The following is a 20,805-nucleotide window of genomic DNA, read 5'->3' as shown; positions in this document are numbered from 1 at the left end:
CCTGGCGACCTCTCATTACGTTGAGCGAGAGACGATGTTTGATAATTTAACCGACAGATTGTCGCAGACCCTGCGCAATATCAGTGGCCGTGGACGGCTGACAGAAGACAACATTAAGGACACCCTGCGCGAAGTGCGCATGGCGCTGCTTGAGGCAGACGTTGCGCTGCCGGTAGTGCGTGACTTTATCGGCCGCGTTAAAGAGCGCGCCGTGGGTCACGACGTCAACAAGAGCCTGACGCCGGGTCAGGAATTTGTGAAGATCGTTCAGAATGAGCTGGTTGCCGCCATGGGCGCCGAGAACAACACGCTCAATCTGGCCGCTCAGCCACCGGCCGTGGTGCTGATGGCGGGCTTGCAGGGTGCGGGTAAAACCACCAGCGTCGGCAAGCTGGGTAAATTCCTGCGCGAGAAGCACAAGAAGAAAGTGCTGGTGGTTTCTGCCGACGTTTATCGCCCGGCGGCGATCAAACAGCTGGAAACCCTGGCGGAGCAGGTTGGCGTCGATTTCTGTCCGTCCGACCTGAGTCAGAAGCCGGTCGACATCGTTAAAAATGCGCTTCAGCAGGCAAAACTGAAGTTCTACGACGTGCTGCTGGTGGATACCGCCGGTCGTCTGCACGTTGACGAAGCGATGATGGACGAGATCAAACAGGTCCACGCTGCCATTAATCCGGTGGAAACGCTGTTTGTGGTCGACGCCATGACCGGTCAGGATGCGGCGAACACGGCGAAAGCCTTTAACGAAGCGCTGCCGCTGACCGGCGTTATCCTGACCAAGGTTGACGGTGACGCGCGCGGCGGTGCGGCGCTTTCTATCCGCCATATCACCGGCAAGCCGATTAAGTTTATGGGCGTCGGCGAAAAAACCGAGGCGCTGGAGCCGTTCTATCCGGATCGTATCGCTTCCCGTATTCTGGGCATGGGCGACGTCCTGTCACTGATTGAAGATATCGAAAGCAAAGTCGACCGCGCGCAGGCAGAGAAACTCGCCAGCAAGCTGAAAAAAGGCGACGGCTTCGATCTCAACGACTTCCTGGAGCAGCTCAAGCAGATGCGCAACATGGGCGGCATGGCCAGCCTGATGGGCAAACTGCCGGGCATGGACCAGCTGCCGGACAACGTTAAATCGCAGATGGATGACAAAGTGCTGGTGCGCATGGAGGCGATGATCAACTCCATGACGCGCAAAGAGCGCGAGAAGCCGGAAATTATCAAAGGGTCCCGCAAGCGTCGTATCGCGACGGGCTCCGGTATGCAGGTGCAGGACGTCAACCGTTTGCTTAAGCAGTTTGACGACATGCAGCGCATGATGAAAAAGATGAAGAAGGGCGGAATGGCGAAGATGATGCGCGGCATGAAAGGTATGATGCCGCCGGGCTTCCCGGGCCGTTAATCGAGTTGGAAAAGCGCTCAGGCGAATTAGATTGCTTTTTACGCCAAAATGAGTAAAATTTTCGGGCTTTTTATATTGCACCCGGGCCCCGTTCCCTCAATGGGGCCCGGTTGTTTTATTAACTAAAGAGGATGTTATGGTAACAATTCGTTTGGCACGTCACGGCGCTAAAAAGCGTCCGTTTTATCAGGTAGTTGTCACTGACAGCCGCAACGCTCGCAACGGCCGCTTCATCGAGCGCGTTGGTTTCTTCAACCCGATCGCTTCTGGTCAGGCTGAAGCACTGCGTCTGGATCTGGACCGCATTGAGCACTGGGTTGGCCAGGGCGCTACTCTCTCTGATCGCGTTAACGCGCTGATCAAAGAAGCTAAGAAAGCAGCTTAATCTGTCACGGTGGTCAACATGAGCAAGCAACTCACCGCCCAGCCGCCCGCTAACCCGTTAACTCTGGGAAAGATGGGGTCGGCCTACGGTATTCGTGGTTGGCTCAAAGTGTTTTCCTCCACCGAAGATGCTGAAAGCATTTTTGACTACCAACCCTGGTTTATCCAGCGGGCGGGTCAATGGCAGCTTATCGAGCTGGAAGGCTGGAAGCGCCACAATCAGGACATGATCATCAAAGTCAAAGGCATTGACGATCGTGATGCGGCCACGCTACTTACCAATTGCGAAATTGTGGTAGACGCGGAGCAGCTGCCTCCTCTGGAAAGCGGTGACTATTACTGGAAAGACCTGATGGGCTGCCAGGTAGTAACCACGCAAGGATACGAGCTGGGCAAAGTCATTGATATGATGGAAACCGGTTCAAACGACGTTCTCGTCGTGAAGGCAAACCTGAAGGATGCGTTTGGTGCGAAGGAGCGGCTGATTCCGTTCCTTGATGGACAGGTTATCAAGAATGTCGATCTCACTACCGGCACCATCGAAGTAGATTGGGATCCTGGTTTTTGAGCTCCGGACAAGACGGTAACACTCCGGCGCAGTCGATGTGGATTGGCATAATCAGCCTGTTCCCTGAGATGTTTAGCGCAATTACCGAATACGGAGTAACTGGCCGGGCAGTAAAAAATGGCCTGCTCAGCATTCAGAGCTGGAGTCCTCGCGACTTCACTCATGACCGGCACCGTACCGTGGACGATCGTCCTTACGGCGGCGGACCGGGAATGCTAATGATGGTTCAGCCCTTACGGGATGCCATCCACGCAGCAAAAGCGGCGGCAGGAGAAGGCGCTAAGGTGATTTATCTTTCACCTCAGGGACGCAAACTCGATCAAGTGGGGGTTTGCGAGCTGGCGACCAGCGAGAAGTTAATTCTGGTGTGTGGTCGCTATGAAGGGATTGATGAGCGCGTCATCCAAACCGAAATCGATGAAGAGTGGTCGATCGGGGATTACGTGCTCAGCGGTGGGGAACTGCCGGCAATGACGCTGATTGATTCGGTCGCCCGGTTTATACCTGGCGTACTGGGAAAGCAGGCGTCCGCCGAGGAAGATTCGTTTTCCGAGGGGCTGCTGGACTGTCCGCACTACACCCGACCTGAAGTGTTAGAAGGGATGGAGGTTCCGCCAGTTCTGCTGTCGGGCAACCATGCCGAAATTCGCCGCTGGCGCCTGAAACAGTCGCTGGGCCGTACCTGGCTAAGAAGACCTGAACTTCTGGAAAACCTGGCTCTGACTGAAGAGCAAGCAAAGTTGCTGAAGGAGTTCCAAAAGGAATTCAGACGGCAACATAACGATGATGGGCAGTCCGGGCAGTAGCCGCGGCGCCTGAATATCAGTTTACCCAGGATAAGAGATTTAATTATGAGCAACATTATCAAGCAAATCGAACAAGAGCAGATGAAACAGGACGTACCTTCATTCCGTCCGGGCGATTCCGTGGAAGTGAAAGTATGGGTTGTTGAAGGCTCCAAGAAGCGTCTGCAGGCATTCGAGGGCGTGGTTATCGCTATTCGTAACCGCGGTCTGCACTCTGCATTCACCGTTCGTAAAATTTCTAACGGCGAAGGTGTTGAGCGTGTATTCCAGACTCACTCACCTGTAATCGACAGCATTGCTGTTAAACGTCGTGGTGCCGTACGTAAGGCCAAACTGTACTACCTGCGTGAGCGTACCGGTAAGTCTGCACGTATCAAAGAACGTCTGGGCGCTAAAGCAGCATCCTAAGTTAATACGAAACAGGGGGCCGGTCGAAAGACCGGCCCTTTTTTTTGCCTGCCGTAACGCGTCAGGCCGTGCGGTTATTCCTCTCCAGCGCCTTGCTGAACGCTTCCCGTCGCTGACATCTTGCTACGTAACGGGTCAATTTATCGTTAACCGGCAATGCGCACAGTTGCGCCCACATCAGCGTATGCGAGAAGAAAATATCGGCCAGCGTAAAATGCTCACCTGCAATCCACTCTTGTTCAGCTGAAAAACGGATAGCGTCAAGCGTCTTGCTGGCGTCACGGAAAGTTGTCTCAATCACTGCTGGCGAACGTAGAGCCTCGGGCAGTAAAAATTTATGTTTAAGCAAATACCAGACTGGCGATTCAAGGTCTGTCAGAGAAAAGCTGAGCCACTCATTGACTTTGGCTTTTTGCAGCGCATCCGTCGGGTAAAGTTTCCCATCCCCTTTTTTTTCGCCCAGATACTGGCAGATAGCTGCCGTTTCAAAAATAAGGCTACCTTCGTCCTCCAATACGGGCACTTTATGTAAGGGATGAGGAGAAGAGGCCGCTGGTTCTGTGGAAAAGAGCGCTACCGGAGAAGTGGTGTAATCTAATTTTAGCTCTTCCAGAGTCCATAGCACCCTCAAGGAGCGGCTTTTAGGAAATGTATAAACGTTCATTTAGCGCCCGGCCTCCGTAAGCAAAGCGACGACCAGCGGCGAAAGCGCATGACGCAGCGACGCCCGTTCGGATTGAAACAGCGTAGCGACAAAAAATCGGTGATGGGGCAATTCTATGCCGCGCACATCGCCTTGCCGATCTCTCGCGCTGATGCGCAGCGGAAAATCGGCCAGTTCGTTCCCGAAATCAGGGTTAACGCCAAAGTTACAATGATAGCCTTCATGCGTGCTGAGTTTGCCGTAGGCTTTTGCTATCGTCGAACCGGGTTCAATGACGATGTCGCCTGTTTGTTCAACCAGCGAGCAGCTAAGCGGCGCAATCACCATACGGCCTTCCGTATCCGTTTCCGCATGTGCCGCATCTTGCCAGCCCATCACGTTGCGCGCGTACTCAATAAGCGCATACTGAAAACCGCCGCAGGAACCAAGAAAAGGGATATTGTTTTCGCGCGCCCAGGTGATAGCCATAAAAGCGCCCTGGTCATGCTGATAAGGGCTGCCCGGCACGACCCAGATCGCATTAAAATTATGCAATACGTCAGTCGAGGTAATCTCTGGGGTGGGCAACCATTCTGCCTCTACCGAAATATTGAGCGAGTCGGCGGCAAGCTTGATAGCGGGTGGGATGGCCTGGTGCGCCACGGCATCAGGACGGAAATCGCCCACCAGGGCAAGACGGACAGATTGGTGCATGTTGTTTCCTGTTTGCAGAAAAAAGAGGCTATACGTTAGCCAGCAATCTGGCTTACGCTTTTGACTATTGAGCGCAGCCGTCAGGCGTATCGGCCCGATGAGTCATGGAAATATAAAACAACCCGAAGCACAGGGTTGCGGGTTTTCAGAAAATCAGCGCGTTCGATGAAAGCGGTAAATGGCCGTATCCGCCGGCCCACTATCCAGCACGATCAATCCATGCTTAATGCCCATAAAGGCTGCGCCGCATTTTTCCGCCACGCGGCGGCTGGCCATATTTTCCGCCACTGCCAGGATTTCTACCGTATCTTTTTCCTGATCCTGCCACGCCAGATCGAGAAGATAACGCACGGCCTGGCTGGCGATGCCCTGTCGCTGCTCGCTGCTGCGTACCCAGTAGCCTATCGAGCACAGATTTTTCTGATCGCTGGAATAGCGCAGTCCGGCACCGCCCAGCAAGCGGCCATCCCCGGCGAAAAGCCCCAGCTCGTTGGCTTCGCCTGTCTCACGCAGCATGTGGGTAGCGGCAAACCAGCGGCGAGCTTCTGCTGGACTAAAACCTTCATGCGCCCAGAGCAGCCAGGGACGCAACGTATCCAGTGAGGCATTCACGGCTTGCGCAAATTCAATGGCGTCGTCGTGACGGTAAGGGCGGTAAAGCACCTGCATATGGCTTTTCCTTCAGGCTTATTAATATTTACACGGCGTTATTAATGCAGACAGAAGCCCGGAAAAAGCGGCGGCTTAAGGCAATACGGCGGATGACGCAGGTTTTTAAAGCGACGCTGCCTTTATAAAATCCCAGGGTTATTTATAAACATTTCAACAGCGACAGATCAATCAATAAAAGTAGCTATGGCTAACCTGCTGATAGCCGTACGACGTCCTTTACTTCAGGTTATCGGGCAGACGTAAGGTTAATGCATATATTAGTGTAAATTTAACTTTACATGTAGGCGTTTTGGTTTCTGGTCTTATTTTTTTATTAACTATCTGATTAAAAATCATTTATTTTTGTTTTTCTTCTTGTTTATCTTTTGTGGTAATAAAAGTGTACATAGGAAGATTGAGTTTTGTACCGCTTCTGATACAGTATTCAAACCTTGATGACAGGCTGACGGGACCACTAGAGAGCTGACGACCATGCAAAAAGATGCGCTGAACAACGTTCATATCGCCGACGAACAGATTTTAATTACGCCGCAGGAGCTGAAAAACAAGTTCCCCCTGACCGACGCGCAGCAGACGCAGATCGCTGCTTCCCGTCAGACTATTTCAGACATTATCAGCGGAAAAGATCACCGTTTGCTGGTGGTGTGCGGCCCCTGTTCGATCCACGATACCGAAGCAGCGCTGGACTATGCGCGGCATCTGAAAGCGCTCTCTGACGATCTCAAAGACCAGCTCTATATCGTGATGCGCGTCTATTTTGAAAAGCCTCGCACCACCGTTGGCTGGAAAGGGCTGATCAACGATCCCTACATGGATAACTCTTTCGATATGGAAGCCGGTCTGCATATCGCCCGTCAGCTGCTGGTTGAACTGGTCGAGATGGGGCTGCCGCTGGCAACGGAAGCGCTGGATCCTAACAGTCCGCAATACCTGGGCGATCTGTTCAGCTGGTCGGCCATCGGCGCACGCACTACCGAGTCGCAAACGCACCGGGAAATGGCTTCCGGCCTCTCTATGCCGGTCGGCTTTAAAAACGGCACGGACGGCAGTCTGGGCACGGCGATTAACGCAATGCGCGCCGCCTCTATGCCGCACCGCTTTGTGGGTATCAACCAGAGCGGCCAGGTCTGCCTGTTGCAGACCCAGGGCAATCCGGATGGCCACGTCATCCTGCGCGGCGGCAAACAGCCAAACTACGGGCCGGAAGATGTTGCGCAGTGTGAAAAAGAGATGCTTCAGGCGGGACTCCGTCCGGCGCTGATGATAGATTGCAGCCATGGTAATTCTAACAAAGACTTCCGTCGCCAGTCCGGCGTAGCCGAGTCCGCCGTCTCGCAAATCAGAGACGGCAACCGTTCCGTGATTGGCCTGATGCTGGAAAGCCATCTGCACGAAGGCAGCCAGTCGTCCGAACAGCCCAAAAGCGCCATGCGCTACGGCGTTTCCGTGACCGATGCCTGCATCAACTGGGAAACGACCGAAACGCTGTTGCGAACAATTCATCAGGAACTGGACGGAGTACTGGCGGCGCGTCTGTCGCAAGAGGGTTAATTATGGTGGCTGAACTGACCGCGCTGCGCGATCAAATTGATGAAGTGGACAAAGCCCTGCTCGATCTGCTGGCCAAAAGGCTGAGTCTGGTCGCCGAGGTGGGCGAAGTAAAAAGCCGCTACGGTCTGCCGATTTACGTGCCGGAGCGCGAAGCTTCCATGCTGGCGTCACGGCGTAAAGAGGCGGAGACGCTTGGCGTGCCGCCAGACCTGATCGAAGATGTGCTGCGCCGCGTTATGCGCGAATCCTACGCCAGTGAAAACGATAAAGGCTTCAAAACGCTGCATCCGCAGCTTCGACCGGTAGTCATCGTTGGCGGCAAGGGCAAAATGGGGCGGCTGTTTGAAAAGATGCTGACCCTTTCCGGTTATCAGGTGAAAATCCTGGATAAAGAGGAGTGGGCGCAGGCGGAAAGCCTGCTGGCGGATGCGGGAATGGTGATCATCAGCGTGCCGATCCACCTGACGGAAAAAGCGATTGCCGATCTGCCGCCGCTGCCGGAAGACTGTATTCTTGTGGATCTGGCCTCGGTAAAAAATGGCCCGCTTCAGGCGATGCTGGCCGCGCACAGCGGCCCGGTGCTGGGGCTGCATCCGATGTTCGGCCCGGACAGCGGTAGCCTGGCGAAACAGGTGGTGGTCTGGTGCGACGGCCGTCAGCCGGAAGCCTATCAGTGGTTTCTGGAACAGATCCAGGTCTGGGGCGCACGTCTGCACCGCATCAGCGCGGTAGAGCATGATCAGAACATGGCCTTTATTCAGGCGCTGCGTCACTTCGCCACCTTTGCCTATGGCCTGCATCTGGCGGAAGAGAACGTGAATCTTGAGCAGCTGCTGGCGCTTTCATCGCCTATTTACCGCCTGGAGCTGGCGATGGTGGGCAGACTCTTTGCGCAGGATCCTCAGCTCTATGCGGACATCATCATGTCCTCAGAAAATAATCTGGCGCTGATTAAACGTTACTATCAGCGCTTCGGCGAGGCTATTCAGCTGCTGGAGCGGGGCGACAAGCAGGCGTTCGTCGACAGTTTCCGTCGCGTAGAGCATTGGTTTGGCGATTACGCCCAGAGCTTTATGCTGGAAAGTCGTTCGCTGCTGCGTCAGGCCAACGACAGCCGCCGATAACGGCTTTGGATAAAATGCAGGCCCGATCGCGGCCTGTATTCTCGCCTCAGGCTCTCTTCTCCAGCGGAAGAAAGCCGTCTTTCGCTAAAATTCCCTGCGCCTCGGCGCTCAGTAAGAAATCTGCCAGCGGCTGTGCTTTTGCATGACACAGGGCAAAAGCATAGTCTGCGCGGATATGGAAAGGCGGCGGGATAGTAATAGTTTTAATCCCGGGCCGCGCGGCATAGCTCTGATAGCCGATAAAAATATCCGCCCGATCGCCGTTCAGCACCCAATTCGCTGCCGGTTCCCCAGCCGGAACAGCCGGGCTGAATGGGCCGCCAACCAGCTGTAGCGCCCGCTGTTTCAGCGCGGTTCCCACTCCCGCATAGCGACGTTCAATACGATCGAAAAGCTGCCAGGCGTAGTCGCCGGATGGATCGCTTAACGGCGTAGAGGTGGCGACGCGTAAGTGCGGATGGCTTAGCAGCTCCAGCCAGCTTTTGTTCGACGCGGCCAGGGCAGCAGGCACGCTCAGGCAGAGCTGATTGTGGACAAAGACGGCGCTGTCGAGTGCGATACCTGCCGCGATCAAAGATTGCGGATGCGCCAGATTGGCCGATAAAAAGAGATCGCAGCGCTCGCCCTGCTTAATTCGCTCGCACAGTAGCCCGGCCGGGCCAAAATTCACGTCAACAGGCTGACCCCAGGCTGCGGCCAGCGTCGGCCAGACGGCGCGCAGGCTTCCGGCAGCCAGAACGGTAAGGCTCATCAGTTGCTACCCGTATAGTGGGTACGATAGAAGCGCTGATACCAGGTATCCGCTTTTTTCTGCATATCGACATCCCGGAATTTTTCCGGGTAAAGCTTTTTCGCCATCCACAATTCACCCAGCGCCAGCGCTTCCGGCATCGGATAGCCCCAGGCCTTGGCATATTCCGGCATCAGATAAACGCGATGATGCTTAACGGCATCCACAGCCTGCCAGGCGGGCTGCTGGTTGATCTCGTCGATCACCTGCGGATAGCGATCCTGCACGAAGATCACCTGCGGATCCCAGGCGAGGATCTGCTCCATAGAAACCTGCTTATACCCTTTCACCGCTGCGGCGGCGACGTTCAGCGCACCGGCATGCGCCATCATCAGGCCGGTATATTTGCCGGAGCCGTAGGTCGTAAGGTCGGGATTAGCCATATAGACCCGAATGCGCTGCGAAGGGGGGATCGCCTGTAACCGGTTGCCCGTTTGCTGCCGTTGATTGAAAGTGGCTTTAACCAGCGTTTCGGCCTGCTGCTGGTGGTTTACCACTTCGCCAATCAGGCGAACGCCTTCTTTTAATCCTTCACTATAAGCCTGCTCTTCGTCAGCCAGATCGGGATTCAGACGGTTTTGCTGTTGATTATCGGCACGCAGCGAGATGGCGATAACGGCGATGCCGAGTTTCTGGATCTGGTCAATCATCTCCTGCGGCGCATAGTTAGTGACAAAAACCACCTGCGGATGTAGCGCAACCAGCTTTTCTACATCCACATGAGTTAAATCACCCAGCGTCGGCAGACGCGTCAGTTCCGGCGCCAGCCGCGAATAGCCGTCGCCGAGCTGCTGCTTCCAGTTGCCAAGGATGCCAACAAGGGTATTGGTGGCATCCAGCTCTACCAGAATATTGAGGGTTTGATGCTGCAAGACCACGACGCGATCGACGCGATCGGGAAGCGTGACCTGGCGGCCCAGCTGATCGGTAACCTGACGATCGGCAAAAGCGGAAAAGGCCAACAGGCCAAGCGAAAGCAACACTGCGGAGCGTAAAAAGTTGCGCATAAATTTCCCTGAGAAACGTTATATAGTCGATGATATAGCGTCAGGGCGGTGCAGGTAAATGATCCAGGCGAGGTATAGGCCAAAAGTTTCAGCCGCCTCTGAAGCGGCTGAGGCGGTACTCAGGAAGGGTCGACCGGCAGCACGTTTTCGCTTGGGTAACAGCCCAGCACTTTCAGCGAACGCGTAATCGGTGCCAGTTCGCGTAACGCCTGCTGTACTTCTTCCGAGCGCAGGTTACCCTGAAAATCGATATAAAACATCTCTTCCCATGGATTGCCGTTAATCGGGCGTGATTCCAGTTTGCTCATCACCAGATTATGCTGACGCAGCACCAACAGTGCTTCTACCAGCGCACCAGCCTGCTGTCCGGTCGCCATAATTAACGTGGTTTTGGCCGGAACCTGAAGCGTGACCTCAATGGGTTTGCGCGCAAGGATAACAAAGCGGGTGATATTCTGCTGCTGGTTAGCCAGATTGCGTTCAAGCACCTGCAGGTTATACAGCTCGCCGCCCGCCTGGCTGCCCAGCGCTGCGACCTTCGGTGAATTCAGCGCTGCAACCTGCTCCATCGCGGCCGCGGTGCTTTCAGTATATTCAATCTTCCAGTGCGGATAGCGATGGATAAACTCGCTGCACTGCTGGAAAGGCTGAGGATGGCTGTAAACGGTTTCTATCTGCTGCAAGTCCGTGCTGCCGGTAACCAGCACGCAGTGATCGATAGGGAGCGTCATCTCGCCAACCAGCGAAAGGCTGGTCTGCTGCAGCAAATCGTACACCTCATTGATCGAGCCGGAACTGGTGTTTTCGATCGGCAATACCGCGTAGTCGGCCTGGCCTGTTTCCACCTGATTAAAGATGTCGCGGAAGTTCAGACAGCCGCACTCGATAAACCTATCGAAGTGGCGAGCGGCATAGTTACGTGAGGCAAGATGCGAATAAGAGCCTTTTGGGCCAAGGAAGGCAATACGCGCCGACTGCGCATTAGTCTGATTCAGATGCTTTTGCAGCAACGCCTGCTGCGTCAGCACGGAATCTTCAATAACCAGCTGAAAAAGTCGGGTGATGTAGTGCGCATCCAGCTGATGAGCTTTACCCAGCGTGACCAGATGTTCCAGCAGATCGCGCTCGCGATCGATATCGCGTACGGGGCGGTGCGTGGCCATTTTCGCCTTCGCAACCTCAATCGCCAGCGCCCGACGGTTAGCCAGCAGGCTCAGCAGTTGTTCATCCAGCGCGCTGATTTTTTCGCGCAGGCCCAGCAGGGGATTTTCGGTGGTCATAGGCTACCTGTCAGATGTTCATAAAAAAAAAGCCTCCCGGTTGGGAGGCCTTGTTATTCGTCTTCGCATGCTTTCTTATACGACGAATTGCCTCCCGGTCAACGGAAGGTAAAAAAGAAGGCGAAGAAGAACGGCAGCTGTTTCATCAGAGTATCCACGATTGTCAGAAGGTTAAAGTAACCGCAGCGATTTAATGCTGTCAATAAAAAACGCGTTTCGGATGGCGGAGCGGCAAAGTGTCGTCAGGCGAAAGGGCTGGTAGTGCTGGCATAGGGCGAAAGAGCAAGGCTCTTCAGGGGGATTGCAGAGCGTTTCGCCAGGCATGAGCTGTAGCCGGGCAGGGAGCAGGTTGGCTGTCCACCCAGCCCTTCTGCTGACGTTTGAGATAAGCACATGGCATTTTCTACTCTCTCAACCCGAAGCCTTACTGAATATAGTTAATATTTTGTAATGATACATTTTATATAAAATCTGAGTAGCATTTATAATAATCATTTATTGTGAAAATTCTCTGTTAATATAATGAATTCTGTTAATTGAATTTTTATATATTAACATTGAAGCTACGTTAATTGGATTATTATCCTGTTTTTATGGTAAAGAGTATCTGATATTATGTCCTCGCTTTCTTATGGTATTTGCTATGAAGGGATGCAAGGATTAACATGTTATTTTCATGGAAGAAGTGCCTACAGTAAGGACATGTCTATGGACAAGGCTGATATAAAGCGGATCCTGGTTATTCGCATCGATTTTTTAGGGGATATGGTTTGTACTACACCTTTTTTGCGGGCGTTAAAGCAAAGGTGGCCGCAGGCGGAAATACATGTTCTTGCCAGTAAATATAACTCACCCGTTCTGGATAATAACCCTGCCGTAGCCAGGGTGCACCATTATGTCTATTCTAAAAACTATGAAAAAAATGTGCGGCCGGGGTTTTTAAATTACCTTAAGGATAGAGTTAAGTTAATTTTCTCGCTTCGGAAAATAAAGTTTGATTTACTTATCATCCCCAGCGGAGGGATGAACAAAAATGCAATAAACTTTGCCCGACAGCTAAACGTTGCGGACTGCCGCTGGCACAACGCTGATACGGAGTTTGACGATCGTATACCTGCGCATATGCTGGCCCGACCTTTAATTCATGAAGCACTTGCCGGTTTCTGTCTTATGCCGGAACTCAACACGCCGGATATTAACCAGATGAATCCCCAAATTTTCCCCTGCCAGGCTCGGGTTTTATACTGGCAGCAAAAGCTGGGAGAAAAAAACAGAGCCAGAGTGGGTTTATTCATTTCGAACAATAGCGCGGAACGTCGATGGCCAGAGCAAAAATGGCAGGCATTAACCGATGCGCTTAGCAGAAAATGTGAGTTTATTATTTTTCATTCACCTCAGGATAAATGTATTTCCAAATGGCGGAGAGATGAAAAAGCGCGCTGGGTCTCTACGCAAACCGTCGCCGATTTGATCGCGGCCATGACGCAGCTGGATATTGTTGTTTCTGCGGACAGCGCACCCGTACATTTTGCATCGGCATTGCAGATCCCTCTGGTGGCCTTGTTTGAGGATCGTCCTGAAAAATACAGACGCTGGCATCCGCTTGGGGTCAGGAATATCGTGCTGCATGAAGGCGGAAACGTCAGCAATATAGCCAGCGAGTCTGTTTCTGCTGCCGTCACCCAATTGCTAAGCGAAGTTAACAGGCCTGGTTATGAGAAAGAAAAATCGGAAAACAAGAAGGCAGGGCTGGTGGCAAAACAGTCAGCTGAAAAGGACCTGGTGCTATGAGAAAATTTATCGCCTTAAAATATTGCCAGGAGTGTGGGCTCAGGCGGCGTTTTTTTGCACGGCTGTTGGCCAATGACGATGCGCTGTGTGATGACTGCTACTACAAGTTTATTATAACGGTGCGGGAAAGGCATGAGTGACCAGCACCAGGGAAAAGAGAAAACCAGTCTGCGAGCTGGCTTTTCTCTGGATACTTACACTTACTATTCTTTGTTAGGCCTGCGGTAGATCTCAACTCCAGCTTCATTAAATTCCACCAGTTTATATAACGATACGACATCGTTGTTCCGTGGAGAACGCCAGCATTCAGCTTGAACCTGGCATTCTTTTTGCGGTATATATCCTTCAGAAATAAGGTATTTACGGATCCTACTTGTCTCGGTTGTACCGTTAAAATGTATGCCAAATACAAAAGCCTGGGGCCCACTGATATTTGTATAGTGAAATTCATAATCTTTAGAAATTCTTGGCATTTTCTTCAATAATTCAGGTGTGTAATACTTATATTCGCGTTTATCCTGCTCGGTATAATGCGCACTACTGGCAAATTCCATTCTCAGAACTGGCCAGATAAAAACGAACGCTATTCCGCAGAGTAGTAGCACAACAGCAAGTACCGCTATAAATTTCTTCACAATCCCATCCTGCCATTCTCTGCTCCCAGAACAACAAATGTTTTATCATTACGGGAACGGATCACATTTCCTGATGAGAAGTTGCTATATGGGGTAACGTTTTGCATAAACTTTGGCAGTACTCCCATGCGCGGCCTTGCATGAGGGAATTTTTCCGGGTCGGGGAACAGCAGAGGCTGGAACGTATCGTTTTTCCAGTTGCCGATTTTACCATAATAATCCCAGCGCTTAAGAGCTTCTGCTTTACTGACCGGCCGTAATATGGGGAAGATGTTTTGATCGGATACGACGCGGTAAAATCCCAGCAGATCGGACACCAGATCTTCACCGCTAAATCCGCTATCAGTGACCAGGTTATTAGGGAATGAACTCTGAAATATTTCGAACTGTCTCGCTATAGCCATCATCATCGCCAGCGCGATACTTTTTTGTTCAGAGTAAGGGCGACCATGTCTTAAGCGCCACGTCATTACTTTTCCTGATCGAGCCAGTCCATATGAAGACGTCATACCCTGAGAGTAAGTCACATCATAAAATTCTTTTTCGGAAGCTTCCCCCTGTCGTATTTTCCTTAGCAATTCAATTATATCTGTACCCTGAGCATGTCCAAGATCTACCCAGCCCAGCACTTCCGTATAAACCAGGCCTCTATTGAAAACGGCAGCTTTTTTGCCATCAATTATTTCTGACCTTTGACTCATCCTGAATCTCCTTTCCTTATGATAAATACGATCGGCTACATGGCCAATTTATCATAAAACCCATACTGAAACGGAAGGATTTGGTATCCATCCCGGCTGTATAAAAATTAATATTATTCCACCCGGAGACCTGTGTAGATCAAAAAAAGCCCCGTCAAAAGGGGCTGGTTTGGTCGATGTGGTCGATATGTGGACATCTATTAAAATAAATCCTTTTATTTCATTTTATTAGAACAATAAAAAACGCGCCCGCAGGCGCGTTATTAACTTTAATCCAGTTCCTGATCGATAACGCTTATATCTTTAACGCTGGCCTGGGCGCGCTTCGCTTCGCCCTTGTGCTGAACCTTGTTCAGCTGACGCTCCAGCTTATTGATCAGTTCGTTGATGGCCGCATACATATCATCATGTTTGGCGCTGGCAATCAGCGGGCCGTTCGGCGTGTTGATAGTGGCATCGGCAACGTATTCTTTCGGCTCTTTGGAAAGCACGATATGCGGATTAATCAGATGGGTTTGCCATTTTTCCAGTTTGGCGAGACGCTCTTCGACATGTTGGCGGATAGCCGGGGTGATGTCCATTTGCTTGCTGGTAATGTTCAGAACCATAGTGCTTACCTCTAATCATTTCCGTCGAATGTAGAGTAAGCATATCCTGGAAAAGGGCGTAATGCGTGATTTGTATCACTTTATTTTGTCACTTTTTGTCAAAAGTGAAGATTTTGTGAGGCAGGCTGGTAATCGTAGCGAAGGCGCTTGTAGGGAGGTTTTTTCACAGGCATGATAGGTAAGTTAACTTACCGGTGAAACAGCGTAATATGCCAGACGCCGGTGAAAAAAAGGGCAGCGCGAACGCTGCCATTTTTATGTTAAGCCTGATTGGCCGCGATAAGTTTCGCTACTTTGTCCGCTTCTGCGGTCAGCTGCATCTTACGATAAGCATTTTCCATCAGCGGCAGCGCCTGGCGCGTCGCCTGCGTATCCGGATAATCTTTCATCATTTGCTCAACGCGATTAACAACAGCGACATAAGCTTCACGCTTGGTGTAGAATTGCGCCACGGAAAGCTCATACTTCGCCAGACGATCTTTCAGATAGATAAGGCGCTTTCTTGCGTCCGTCGCGTACTGACTGTTCGGGTAACCGCGCAGCAGCTGAGAGAAGTCGTGGAAGGCATCACGCGCGTGAGAAGGATCGCGATCGGAACGATCGATACCGAAAAAGCCCTGCAGCGCGCTGTCATCAAGCGCCATATCCGTCAGACCACGCATATAAATCACGTAATCGATATTCGGGTGGGTTGGATTCAGACGCATAAAGCGGTCGATCGCGGCCTGCGCCAGCGGTAAATCGGCATTTTTATAGTAAGCGTAGATCAGGTCCAGCTGAACTTGCTGGGAGTAAGGCCCGAACGGATAGCGGTTATCAAGCGCTTCCAGTTGCGTTATTGCTCCTTTAAAGTTACCGTCCTGCAGTTTTTGCTGGGCTGTGGCATAGATCTCGGAAGGCGGGCTATCGGGCACCGTATCCTTCGAGCCGGAACAACCCGCTAATGCCAGGCTCAACGTGGCTGCAGCCACCAGATATTTCATACGCGTCATGACGATTTGATTATCCTCAGAGTGTTATTCAGGAAGCTGTCCATGTAGCTCCCGATAGTGACCAGGTACAATAGCACATTATATTAAACGGCATCGCCGTGAAAACCCAACGTTAACGAAGAAGCTGTTTATGGCACAACAAGTAAAACTCAACGCAACGGTCTCCGAATCGCAACTCGGACAACGCTTAGATCAGGCTTTGGCCGAATTGTTCCCTGATTATTCAAGATCTCGTATAAAAGAGTGGATTCTCGACCGACGCATCAGCGTCAACGGCGTAATCATCGACAAACCGAGAGAAAAACTGCTCGGTGGCGAACAAATCGCTATCGAAGCGGAGATAGAAGAAGAAGCGCGCTGGGAAGCGCAAAACATCCCGCTGAACATCGTTTATGAAGATGACGATATTCTGGTTATCAACAAACCACGCGATCTGGTGGTGCATCCGGGCGCCGGTAATCCCGACGGTACGGTGCTGAACGCGCTGCTTTATCATTATCCGGCTATTGCAGATGTGCCGCGTGCGGGCATTGTGCACCGTCTGGACAAAGACACCACTGGCCTGATGGTGGTGGCTAAAACGGTACCTGCGCAGACGCACCTGGTAGAATCTTTACAGCTGCGTGAATTCACCCGTGAGTATGAAGCGGTGGCAATTGGCAGGATGACGGCGGGCGGCACGGTTAATGAGCCGATTAGCCGTCACTCGACCAAGCGGACGCATATGGCGGTTCATCCAATGGGCAAACCGGCTACCACGCACTATCGCATTATGGAGCATTTCCGTGCCCATACGCGCCTGCGTCTGCGTCTCGAAACAGGCCGTACTCACCAGATCCGCGTGCATATGTCTCATATCAGCCATCCGCTGGTGGGCGATCCGCTGTATGGCGGTCGTCCGCGTCCGCCAAAAGGTGCCTCGGAGAATTTTATCGGTACGCTGCGTAAATTCGATCGTCAGGCGCTGCACGCCACCATGCTACGTCTTTATCATCCCGTCACCGGTATTGAGATGGAATGGCATGCGCCGCTGCCGCAGGACATGGTCGAATTGATTGAGGCGTTAAAAGCGGATACCGAAGAATTTAAAGACCAGCTGGACTGGTAATGAGCCTGCTTACGCCTGAATGGAATGCGCCCGCCAACGTGCGGGCCTGTAGCACCACGCGCCGTGATGGCGTCAGCCATGCTCCCTGGGATTCGCTGAACCTCGGGACGCATGTCGGCGATCGGGCCGCAGCGGTGCAGCACAATCGCGAGCGTCTGGTTACGCTGGCGTCAATGCCCGCTATGCCAGTCTGGCTGGAGCAGGTTCACGGCGTCAATGTCCTTGCGCTTACCGGTGAAGCACCCGCTTCCCTACAGGCTGATGCCGTTTATACCCGTCAGCCCGGCGTGGTTTGCGCGGTAATGACGGCGGATTGCCTGCCGGTTTTGTTCTGCTCGCAGGATGGGAAAGAGGTTGCTGCGGCTCATGCCGGCTGGCGGGGATTGTGCGCAGGCGTGCTGGAGGCGACGCTGGCGGCCTTTACGGCCTCGTCGGAAGAGGTCATGGTCTGGTTCGGGCCGGCAATTGGCCCGCAGGCTTTTGAGGTCGGCGCGGAAGTGCGGCAGGCATTTATAGCGCAGGATGCGGAAGATGCCGCTGCTTTTACGCCCTCGGGCGATAAATATTACGCCAATATCTGGCAGCTTGCGCGTCTGCGGCTACAGCGCAAAGGCGTGCGCCACTTCACTGGTGGCGGGCTGTGCACTTTCTCGCAGCCTGACCAATTTTTTTCCTACAGACGCGATGGCGTAACAGGTCGAATGGCAAGTTTGGTCTGGCTGAGTTAACCTGTCCGCATAAGACGGTCCGGGTTGTGCTTTTTTTCACCAAAATATTCCGGTCATTTAACTTGAAAATTTGAGGGAAGACCTCATTTAATCTCCAGTAGCAATTTGACCTGAATGGGGGAATTATGCGTCTGGATCGTCTTACTAATAAATTCCAGCTTGCTCTCGCCGATGCCCAGTCTTTAGCGCTTGGGCGCGATAACCAATTTATTGAACCGCTGCATCTGATGAGCGCTCTGCTCAAACAGGAAGGCGGCTCTGTCTCTCCTTTACTGACTTCAGCCGGCGTGGATGTTGCCGCACTGCGCAACGGCGTTGAGCAGGCTATCAGCCGCTTGCCTCAGGTTGAAGGCGCGGATGGCGACGTACAGCCTTCCGCCGACCTGGTGCGCGTGCTGAATCTGTGCGACAAACTGGCGCAAAAGCGCGCCGACAACTTTATCTCATCGGAACTTTTTGTTCTGGCCGCGCTCGACTCGCGAGGCTCGCTGGCTGATTTGTTGAAATCTGCCGGGGCGACCAGCGAAAAACTCCAGCGCGCCATTGACCAGCTGCGTGGAGGCGAAACCGTGAACGATCAGGGAGCTGAAGATCAGCGCCAGGCCCTTAATAAATACACTATCGACCTGACCGAGCGAGCGGAGAAAGGAAAACTGGATCCGGTTATCGGCCGTGATGAGGAAATCCGTCGCACCATCCAGGTTCTGCAACGCCGTACCAAAAACAACCCGGTGCTGATTGGCGAGCCTGGCGTCGGTAAAACCGCAATTGTGGAAGGGCTGGCGCAGCGCATTATCAATGGCGAAGTGCCGGAAGGGCTGAAAGGTCGCCGGGTGCTGGCGCTGGATATGGGCGCGCTGGTGGCGGGCGCTAAGTATCGCGGCGAATTTGAAGAGCGCCTGAAAGGCGTGCTCAATGACCTGTCCAAACAGGAAGGCAACGTCATCCTGTTTATTGACGAGCTGCACACCATGGTTGGCGCGGGAAAAGCGGACGGCGCGATGGATGCCGGCAACATGCTGAAACCGGCGCTGGCTCGCGGTGAGCTGCACTGCGTCGGCGCCACCACGCTGGATGAGTATCGCCAGTATATAGAGAAGGATGCGGCGCTGGAGCGTCGTTTCCAGAAAGTCTTCGTGGCGGAGCCAAGCGTGGAAGACACCATCGCTATTCTGCGCGGGCTGAAAGAGCGCTACGAGCTGCATCACCATGTGCAGATTACCGACCCGGCTATCGTGGCTGCGGCTACGCTGTCGCACCGTTATATCGCCGACAGGCAGCTGCCGGATAAGGCTATCGACCTGATTGACGAGGCGGCTTCCAGCATTCGTATGCAGATTGACTCCAAGCCGGAAGCGCTGGATCGTCTGGAGCGTCGTATCATTCAGCTGAAGCTGGAACAGCAGGCGCTGAAAAAAGAGTCTGACGATGCCAGTATCAAACGGCTGGAGATGCTTGAAGAAGAGCTGAGTCAGAAAGAGCGCGACTATTCAGAGCTGGAAGAGGAATGGAAAGCAGAGAAGGCCTCGCTGTCCGGCACGCAAACTATTAAAGCGGATCTGGAACAGGCGAAGCTGTCGCTGGAGCAGGCGCGCCGCACCGGTGACCTGGCACAGATGTCGGAATTGCAATACGGCAAAATCCCGGAGCTGGAAAAACAGCTGGCTGCCGCCACGCAGGCGGAAGGGAAAACGATGCGTCTGCTGCGTAACCGCGTGACGGACGTCGAGATTGCGGACGTGCTGGCTCGCTGGACCGGTATCCCTGTGGATCGCATGATGGAAGGCGAGCGCGACAAGCTGCTGCGTATGGAACAGGAGCTGCATCAGCGCGTCATCGGACAGGATGAAGCTGTCGAAGCGGTTTCTAATGCAATCCGCCGCAGTCGTGCAGGTCTGGCCGATCCGAATCGCCCGATTGGCTCATTCCTGTTCCTTGGCCCGACGGGCGTGGGTAAAACCGAGCTGTGTAAAGCGCTGGCTAACTTTATGTTCGACAGCGATGACGCAATGGTGCGGCTGGATATGTCGGAGTTTATGGAAAAACATTCGGTATCGCGTCTGGTGGGCGCACCTCCTGGCTATGTTGGCTACGAAGAGGGCGGCTATCTGACCGAGGCCGTGCGCCGTCGCCCTTACTCCGTCATTTTGCTGGACGAGATAGAGAAAGCGCATCCGGACGTATTCAATATTCTGCTGCAGGTGCTGGATGACGGCCGCCTGACGGATGGACAGGGCAGAACGGTTGATTTCCGCAATACCGTGGTCATTATGACCTCGAACCTGGGTTCCGATCTGATTCAGGAACGTTTTGGCGCGTTAAGCTATGCGGAAATGAAAGATGTCGTTATGAATGTGGTAGGGCAGCATTTCCGTCCGGAGTTTATCAACCGTATTGATGAGCTGGTGGTCTTCCATCCGCTGGGCGAAAAACACATTGCCTCTATTGCTAAAATTCAGCTGCAGCGTCTGTACGATCGTTTGACCGATCGCGGCTATGAACTACATATTTCTGATGCCGCTCTGCAGCTGCTGGGCGAAAACGGTTACGACCCGGTATATGGGGCAAGGCCGTTAAAACGCGCAATTCAGCAGCAGATCGAGAACCCGCTGGCACAACAGATACTTTCTGGCCAGCTGGTTCCGGGGAAAACGATAGAAATGGACGTGCAGGATGGCGCTATAGTGGCTACGCAGTAACAGTCATAGCAAATAAAAATGGGCCTTCGGGCCCATTTTTGCTTATTAAGCCACCAATAACAGTGCTTTTTAGCCGTTAGAGCGCGTTTTTTAGTCGATCGAATGTTTTTTTGTAATTAGGGGTTGTCAGCCGTCAAGAACTCCCTATAATGCGCAACCACTGAGACGGCACAACGGCTTACAGGCCAGCGGCTCAGGAG

22 protein-coding genes and 1 other annotated feature are annotated in these 20,805 nt (G+C 52.9%); of the genes, 11 read left to right on the top strand and 11 right to left on the bottom strand.

Annotation, left to right across the window (positions count from 1 at the left end; translation table 11 throughout):
• Positions 1-34 precede the first annotated feature (34 nt).
• From ffh to rplS, 5 genes are all read left to right on the top strand, one after another.
• A complete protein-coding gene (gene ffh, locus AB3U87_RS21555; RefSeq protein WP_394150443.1) occupies positions 35-1,396 on the top strand; it encodes a signal recognition particle protein in 1,362 nt (453 codons plus the stop codon).
• A gap of 136 nt (positions 1,397-1,532) precedes the next feature.
• On the top strand, positions 1,533-1,781 hold the full coding sequence (gene rpsP / locus AB3U87_RS21550) for a 30S ribosomal protein S16 (RefSeq protein WP_033739514.1): 249 nt from the start codon (positions 1,533-1,535) through the stop codon (positions 1,779-1,781).
• A gap of 18 nt (positions 1,782-1,799) precedes the next feature.
• The gene (rimM, locus tag AB3U87_RS21545; RefSeq protein ID WP_253458995.1) at positions 1,800-2,348 is read left to right on the top strand and encodes a ribosome maturation factor RimM; all 549 of its coding nucleotides are present in this window, start codon (positions 1,800-1,802) and stop codon (positions 2,346-2,348) included.
• Entirely contained in the window at positions 2,345-3,154 is an 810-nt protein-coding gene (gene trmD, locus AB3U87_RS21540; protein ID WP_125287471.1) for a tRNA (guanosine(37)-N1)-methyltransferase TrmD, read from the top strand. The genes rimM and trmD overlap by 4 nt, the downstream gene beginning before the upstream one ends.
• Before the next feature lie 45 nt (positions 3,155-3,199).
• A complete protein-coding gene (gene rplS / locus AB3U87_RS21535) occupies positions 3,200-3,562 on the top strand; it encodes a 50S ribosomal protein L19 (protein ID WP_024965502.1) in 363 nt (120 codons plus the stop codon).
• A gap of 61 nt (positions 3,563-3,623) precedes the next feature.
• Here rplS and AB3U87_RS21530 read toward each other — a convergent pair whose 3' ends face one another.
• The 3 genes from AB3U87_RS21530 to AB3U87_RS21520 form a co-directional block, all read right to left on the bottom strand.
• On the bottom strand, positions 3,624-4,226 hold the full coding sequence (locus AB3U87_RS21530) for a glutathione S-transferase family protein (protein WP_301253462.1): 603 nt from the start codon (positions 4,224-4,226) through the stop codon (positions 3,624-3,626).
• Positions 4,227-4,919, bottom strand: a complete 693-nt coding sequence (locus tag AB3U87_RS21525; RefSeq protein ID WP_253458999.1) for a CTP synthase C-terminal region-related (seleno)protein — start codon at positions 4,917-4,919, stop codon at positions 4,227-4,229. It lies immediately after the preceding gene.
• A 153-nt stretch (positions 4,920-5,072) separates the two neighbouring features.
• Positions 5,073-5,588 carry a GNAT family N-acetyltransferase gene (locus AB3U87_RS21520; RefSeq protein ID WP_253459002.1) on the bottom strand — a complete coding sequence of 172 codons (516 nt, stop codon included), beginning with the start codon at positions 5,586-5,588 and terminating at the stop codon, positions 5,073-5,075.
• A 474-nt stretch (positions 5,589-6,062) separates the two neighbouring features.
• On the opposite strand from AB3U87_RS21520, the gene AB3U87_RS21515 reads away from it, so the two are divergent.
• Together AB3U87_RS21515 and tyrA are read left to right on the top strand one after the other, a co-directional pair.
• Positions 6,063-7,142: a 3-deoxy-7-phosphoheptulonate synthase gene (locus tag AB3U87_RS21515; RefSeq protein ID WP_253459004.1), complete on the top strand. Its 1,080-nt coding sequence runs from the start codon at positions 6,063-6,065 to the stop codon at positions 7,140-7,142.
• 2 nt (positions 7,143-7,144) lie between these two features.
• Positions 7,145-8,266, top strand: coding sequence for a bifunctional chorismate mutase/prephenate dehydrogenase (tyrA, locus tag AB3U87_RS21510; protein ID WP_253459007.1), 1,122 nt, complete (start codon positions 7,145-7,147; stop codon positions 8,264-8,266).
• A 46-nt stretch (positions 8,267-8,312) separates the two neighbouring features.
• Here the strand turns inward: tyrA and AB3U87_RS21505 are convergent, their stop codons facing one another.
• The 4 genes from AB3U87_RS21505 to pheL all read right to left on the bottom strand — a co-directional run bounded on the left by AB3U87_RS21505 (position 8,313) and on the right by pheL (position 11,489).
• Positions 8,313-9,017, bottom strand: coding sequence for a substrate-binding domain-containing protein (locus tag AB3U87_RS21505; protein WP_394150438.1), 705 nt, complete (start codon positions 9,015-9,017; stop codon positions 8,313-8,315).
• Entirely contained in the window at positions 9,017-10,063 is a 1,047-nt protein-coding gene (locus AB3U87_RS21500; protein WP_394150437.1) for an ABC transporter substrate-binding protein, read from the bottom strand. The genes AB3U87_RS21505 and AB3U87_RS21500 overlap by 1 nt, the downstream gene beginning before the upstream one ends.
• A 119-nt stretch (positions 10,064-10,182) precedes the next feature.
• Entirely contained in the window at positions 10,183-11,343 is a 1,161-nt protein-coding gene (gene pheA, locus AB3U87_RS21495; protein ID WP_301730151.1) for a bifunctional chorismate mutase/prephenate dehydratase, read from the bottom strand.
• 22 nt (positions 11,344-11,365) lie between these two features.
• Positions 11,366-11,490: a sequence feature (Phe leader region), on the bottom strand.
• Complete coding sequence (pheL, locus tag AB3U87_RS21490; protein WP_199746341.1) at positions 11,442-11,489, bottom strand: pheA operon leader peptide PheL; 48 nt, start codon at positions 11,487-11,489, stop codon at positions 11,442-11,444. (Overlaps the previous feature by 48 nt.)
• Positions 11,491-12,066: 576 nt before the next feature.
• Between pheL and AB3U87_RS21485 the strand changes: the two genes are divergently transcribed.
• Positions 12,067-13,134 (top strand): glycosyltransferase family 9 protein, encoded by a 1,068-nt coding sequence (locus tag AB3U87_RS21485; protein WP_394150448.1) that lies wholly within the window; start codon positions 12,067-12,069, stop codon positions 13,132-13,134.
• A gap of 203 nt (positions 13,135-13,337) precedes the next feature.
• Here the strand turns inward: AB3U87_RS21485 and AB3U87_RS21480 are convergent, their stop codons facing one another.
• The 4 genes from AB3U87_RS21480 to bamD form a co-directional block, all read right to left on the bottom strand.
• Positions 13,338-13,769, bottom strand: a complete 432-nt coding sequence (locus AB3U87_RS21480; RefSeq protein ID WP_301253459.1) for a hypothetical protein — start codon at positions 13,767-13,769, stop codon at positions 13,338-13,340.
• Positions 13,766-14,470 carry a hypothetical protein gene (locus AB3U87_RS21475; protein ID WP_301253458.1) on the bottom strand — a complete coding sequence of 235 codons (705 nt, stop codon included), beginning with the start codon at positions 14,468-14,470 and terminating at the stop codon, positions 13,766-13,768. Before AB3U87_RS21475 ends, AB3U87_RS21480 begins: the two co-directional genes overlap by 4 nt.
• A 269-nt stretch (positions 14,471-14,739) precedes the next feature.
• Positions 14,740-15,078 (bottom strand): ribosome-associated translation inhibitor RaiA, encoded by a 339-nt coding sequence (gene raiA / locus AB3U87_RS21470; protein ID WP_253459021.1) that lies wholly within the window; start codon positions 15,076-15,078, stop codon positions 14,740-14,742.
• A 260-nt stretch (positions 15,079-15,338) separates the two neighbouring features.
• Complete coding sequence (gene bamD / locus AB3U87_RS21465; protein ID WP_125287479.1) at positions 15,339-16,070, bottom strand: outer membrane protein assembly factor BamD; 732 nt, start codon at positions 16,068-16,070, stop codon at positions 15,339-15,341.
• Between the two features lie 130 nt (positions 16,071-16,200).
• Here bamD and rluD point away from each other — a divergent pair, with 130 nt between their 5' ends.
• The 3 genes from rluD to clpB all read left to right on the top strand — a co-directional run bounded on the left by rluD (position 16,201) and on the right by clpB (position 20,605).
• A complete protein-coding gene (rluD, locus tag AB3U87_RS21460) occupies positions 16,201-17,178 on the top strand; it encodes a 23S rRNA pseudouridine(1911/1915/1917) synthase RluD (RefSeq protein WP_253459024.1) in 978 nt (325 codons plus the stop codon).
• Positions 17,178-17,906 carry a purine nucleoside phosphorylase YfiH gene (gene yfiH / locus AB3U87_RS21455; protein ID WP_394150433.1) on the top strand — a complete coding sequence of 243 codons (729 nt, stop codon included), beginning with the start codon at positions 17,178-17,180 and terminating at the stop codon, positions 17,904-17,906. The genes rluD and yfiH overlap by 1 nt, the downstream gene beginning before the upstream one ends.
• A gap of 125 nt (positions 17,907-18,031) precedes the next feature.
• Positions 18,032-20,605: an ATP-dependent chaperone ClpB gene (gene clpB / locus AB3U87_RS21450; RefSeq protein ID WP_253459031.1), complete on the top strand. Its 2,574-nt coding sequence runs from the start codon at positions 18,032-18,034 to the stop codon at positions 20,603-20,605.
• Positions 20,606-20,805: the final 200 nt, after the last annotated feature.

It is taken from the genome of Erwinia plantamica (genome assembly GCF_043420595.1).
In the GTDB taxonomy this organism is placed as follows: domain Bacteria; phylum Pseudomonadota; class Gammaproteobacteria; order Enterobacterales; family Enterobacteriaceae; genus Erwinia; species Erwinia aeris.
Note: the sequence above shows the minus strand (reverse complement) of the source record. Positions and strands in the feature narration are given on the sequence as shown.

Bases quoted from the DNA above. Each gene is read 5' to 3' on its own strand.
- rimM (WP_253458995.1), top strand. From the start codon at position 1,800: ATGAGCAAGCAACTCACCGCCCAGCCGCCCGCTAACCCGTTAACTCTG.
- pheA (WP_301730151.1), bottom strand. From the start codon at position 11,343: ATGACCACCGAAAATCCCCTGCTGGGCCTGCGCGAAAAAATCAGCGCG.
- AB3U87_RS21515 (WP_253459004.1), top strand. From the start codon at position 6,063: ATGCAAAAAGATGCGCTGAACAACGTTCATATCGCCGACGAACAGATT.
- bamD (WP_125287479.1), bottom strand. From the start codon at position 16,070: ATGACGCGTATGAAATATCTGGTGGCTGCAGCCACGTTGAGCCTGGCA.
- yfiH (WP_394150433.1), top strand. From the start codon at position 17,178: ATGAGCCTGCTTACGCCTGAATGGAATGCGCCCGCCAACGTGCGGGCC.
- raiA (WP_253459021.1), bottom strand. From the start codon at position 15,078: ATGGTTCTGAACATTACCAGCAAGCAAATGGACATCACCCCGGCTATC.
- AB3U87_RS21505 (WP_394150438.1), bottom strand. From the start codon at position 9,017: ATGAGCCTTACCGTTCTGGCTGCCGGAAGCCTGCGCGCCGTCTGGCCG.
- AB3U87_RS21525 (WP_253458999.1), bottom strand. From the start codon at position 4,919: ATGCACCAATCTGTCCGTCTTGCCCTGGTGGGCGATTTCCGTCCTGAT.
- rpsP (WP_033739514.1), top strand. From the start codon at position 1,533: ATGGTAACAATTCGTTTGGCACGTCACGGCGCTAAAAAGCGTCCGTTT.
- rluD (WP_253459024.1), top strand. From the start codon at position 16,201: ATGGCACAACAAGTAAAACTCAACGCAACGGTCTCCGAATCGCAACTC.
- ffh (WP_394150443.1), top strand. From the start codon at position 35: ATGTTTGATAATTTAACCGACAGATTGTCGCAGACCCTGCGCAATATC.
- AB3U87_RS21500 (WP_394150437.1), bottom strand. From the start codon at position 10,063: ATGCGCAACTTTTTACGCTCCGCAGTGTTGCTTTCGCTTGGCCTGTTG.
- clpB (WP_253459031.1), top strand. From the start codon at position 18,032: ATGCGTCTGGATCGTCTTACTAATAAATTCCAGCTTGCTCTCGCCGAT.
- AB3U87_RS21475 (WP_301253458.1), bottom strand. From the start codon at position 14,470: ATGAGTCAAAGGTCAGAAATAATTGATGGCAAAAAAGCTGCCGTTTTC.
- rplS (WP_024965502.1), top strand. From the start codon at position 3,200: ATGAGCAACATTATCAAGCAAATCGAACAAGAGCAGATGAAACAGGAC.
- AB3U87_RS21530 (WP_301253462.1), bottom strand. From the start codon at position 4,226: ATGAACGTTTATACATTTCCTAAAAGCCGCTCCTTGAGGGTGCTATGG.
- tyrA (WP_253459007.1), top strand. From the start codon at position 7,145: ATGGTGGCTGAACTGACCGCGCTGCGCGATCAAATTGATGAAGTGGAC.
- AB3U87_RS21520 (WP_253459002.1), bottom strand. From the start codon at position 5,588: ATGCAGGTGCTTTACCGCCCTTACCGTCACGACGACGCCATTGAATTT.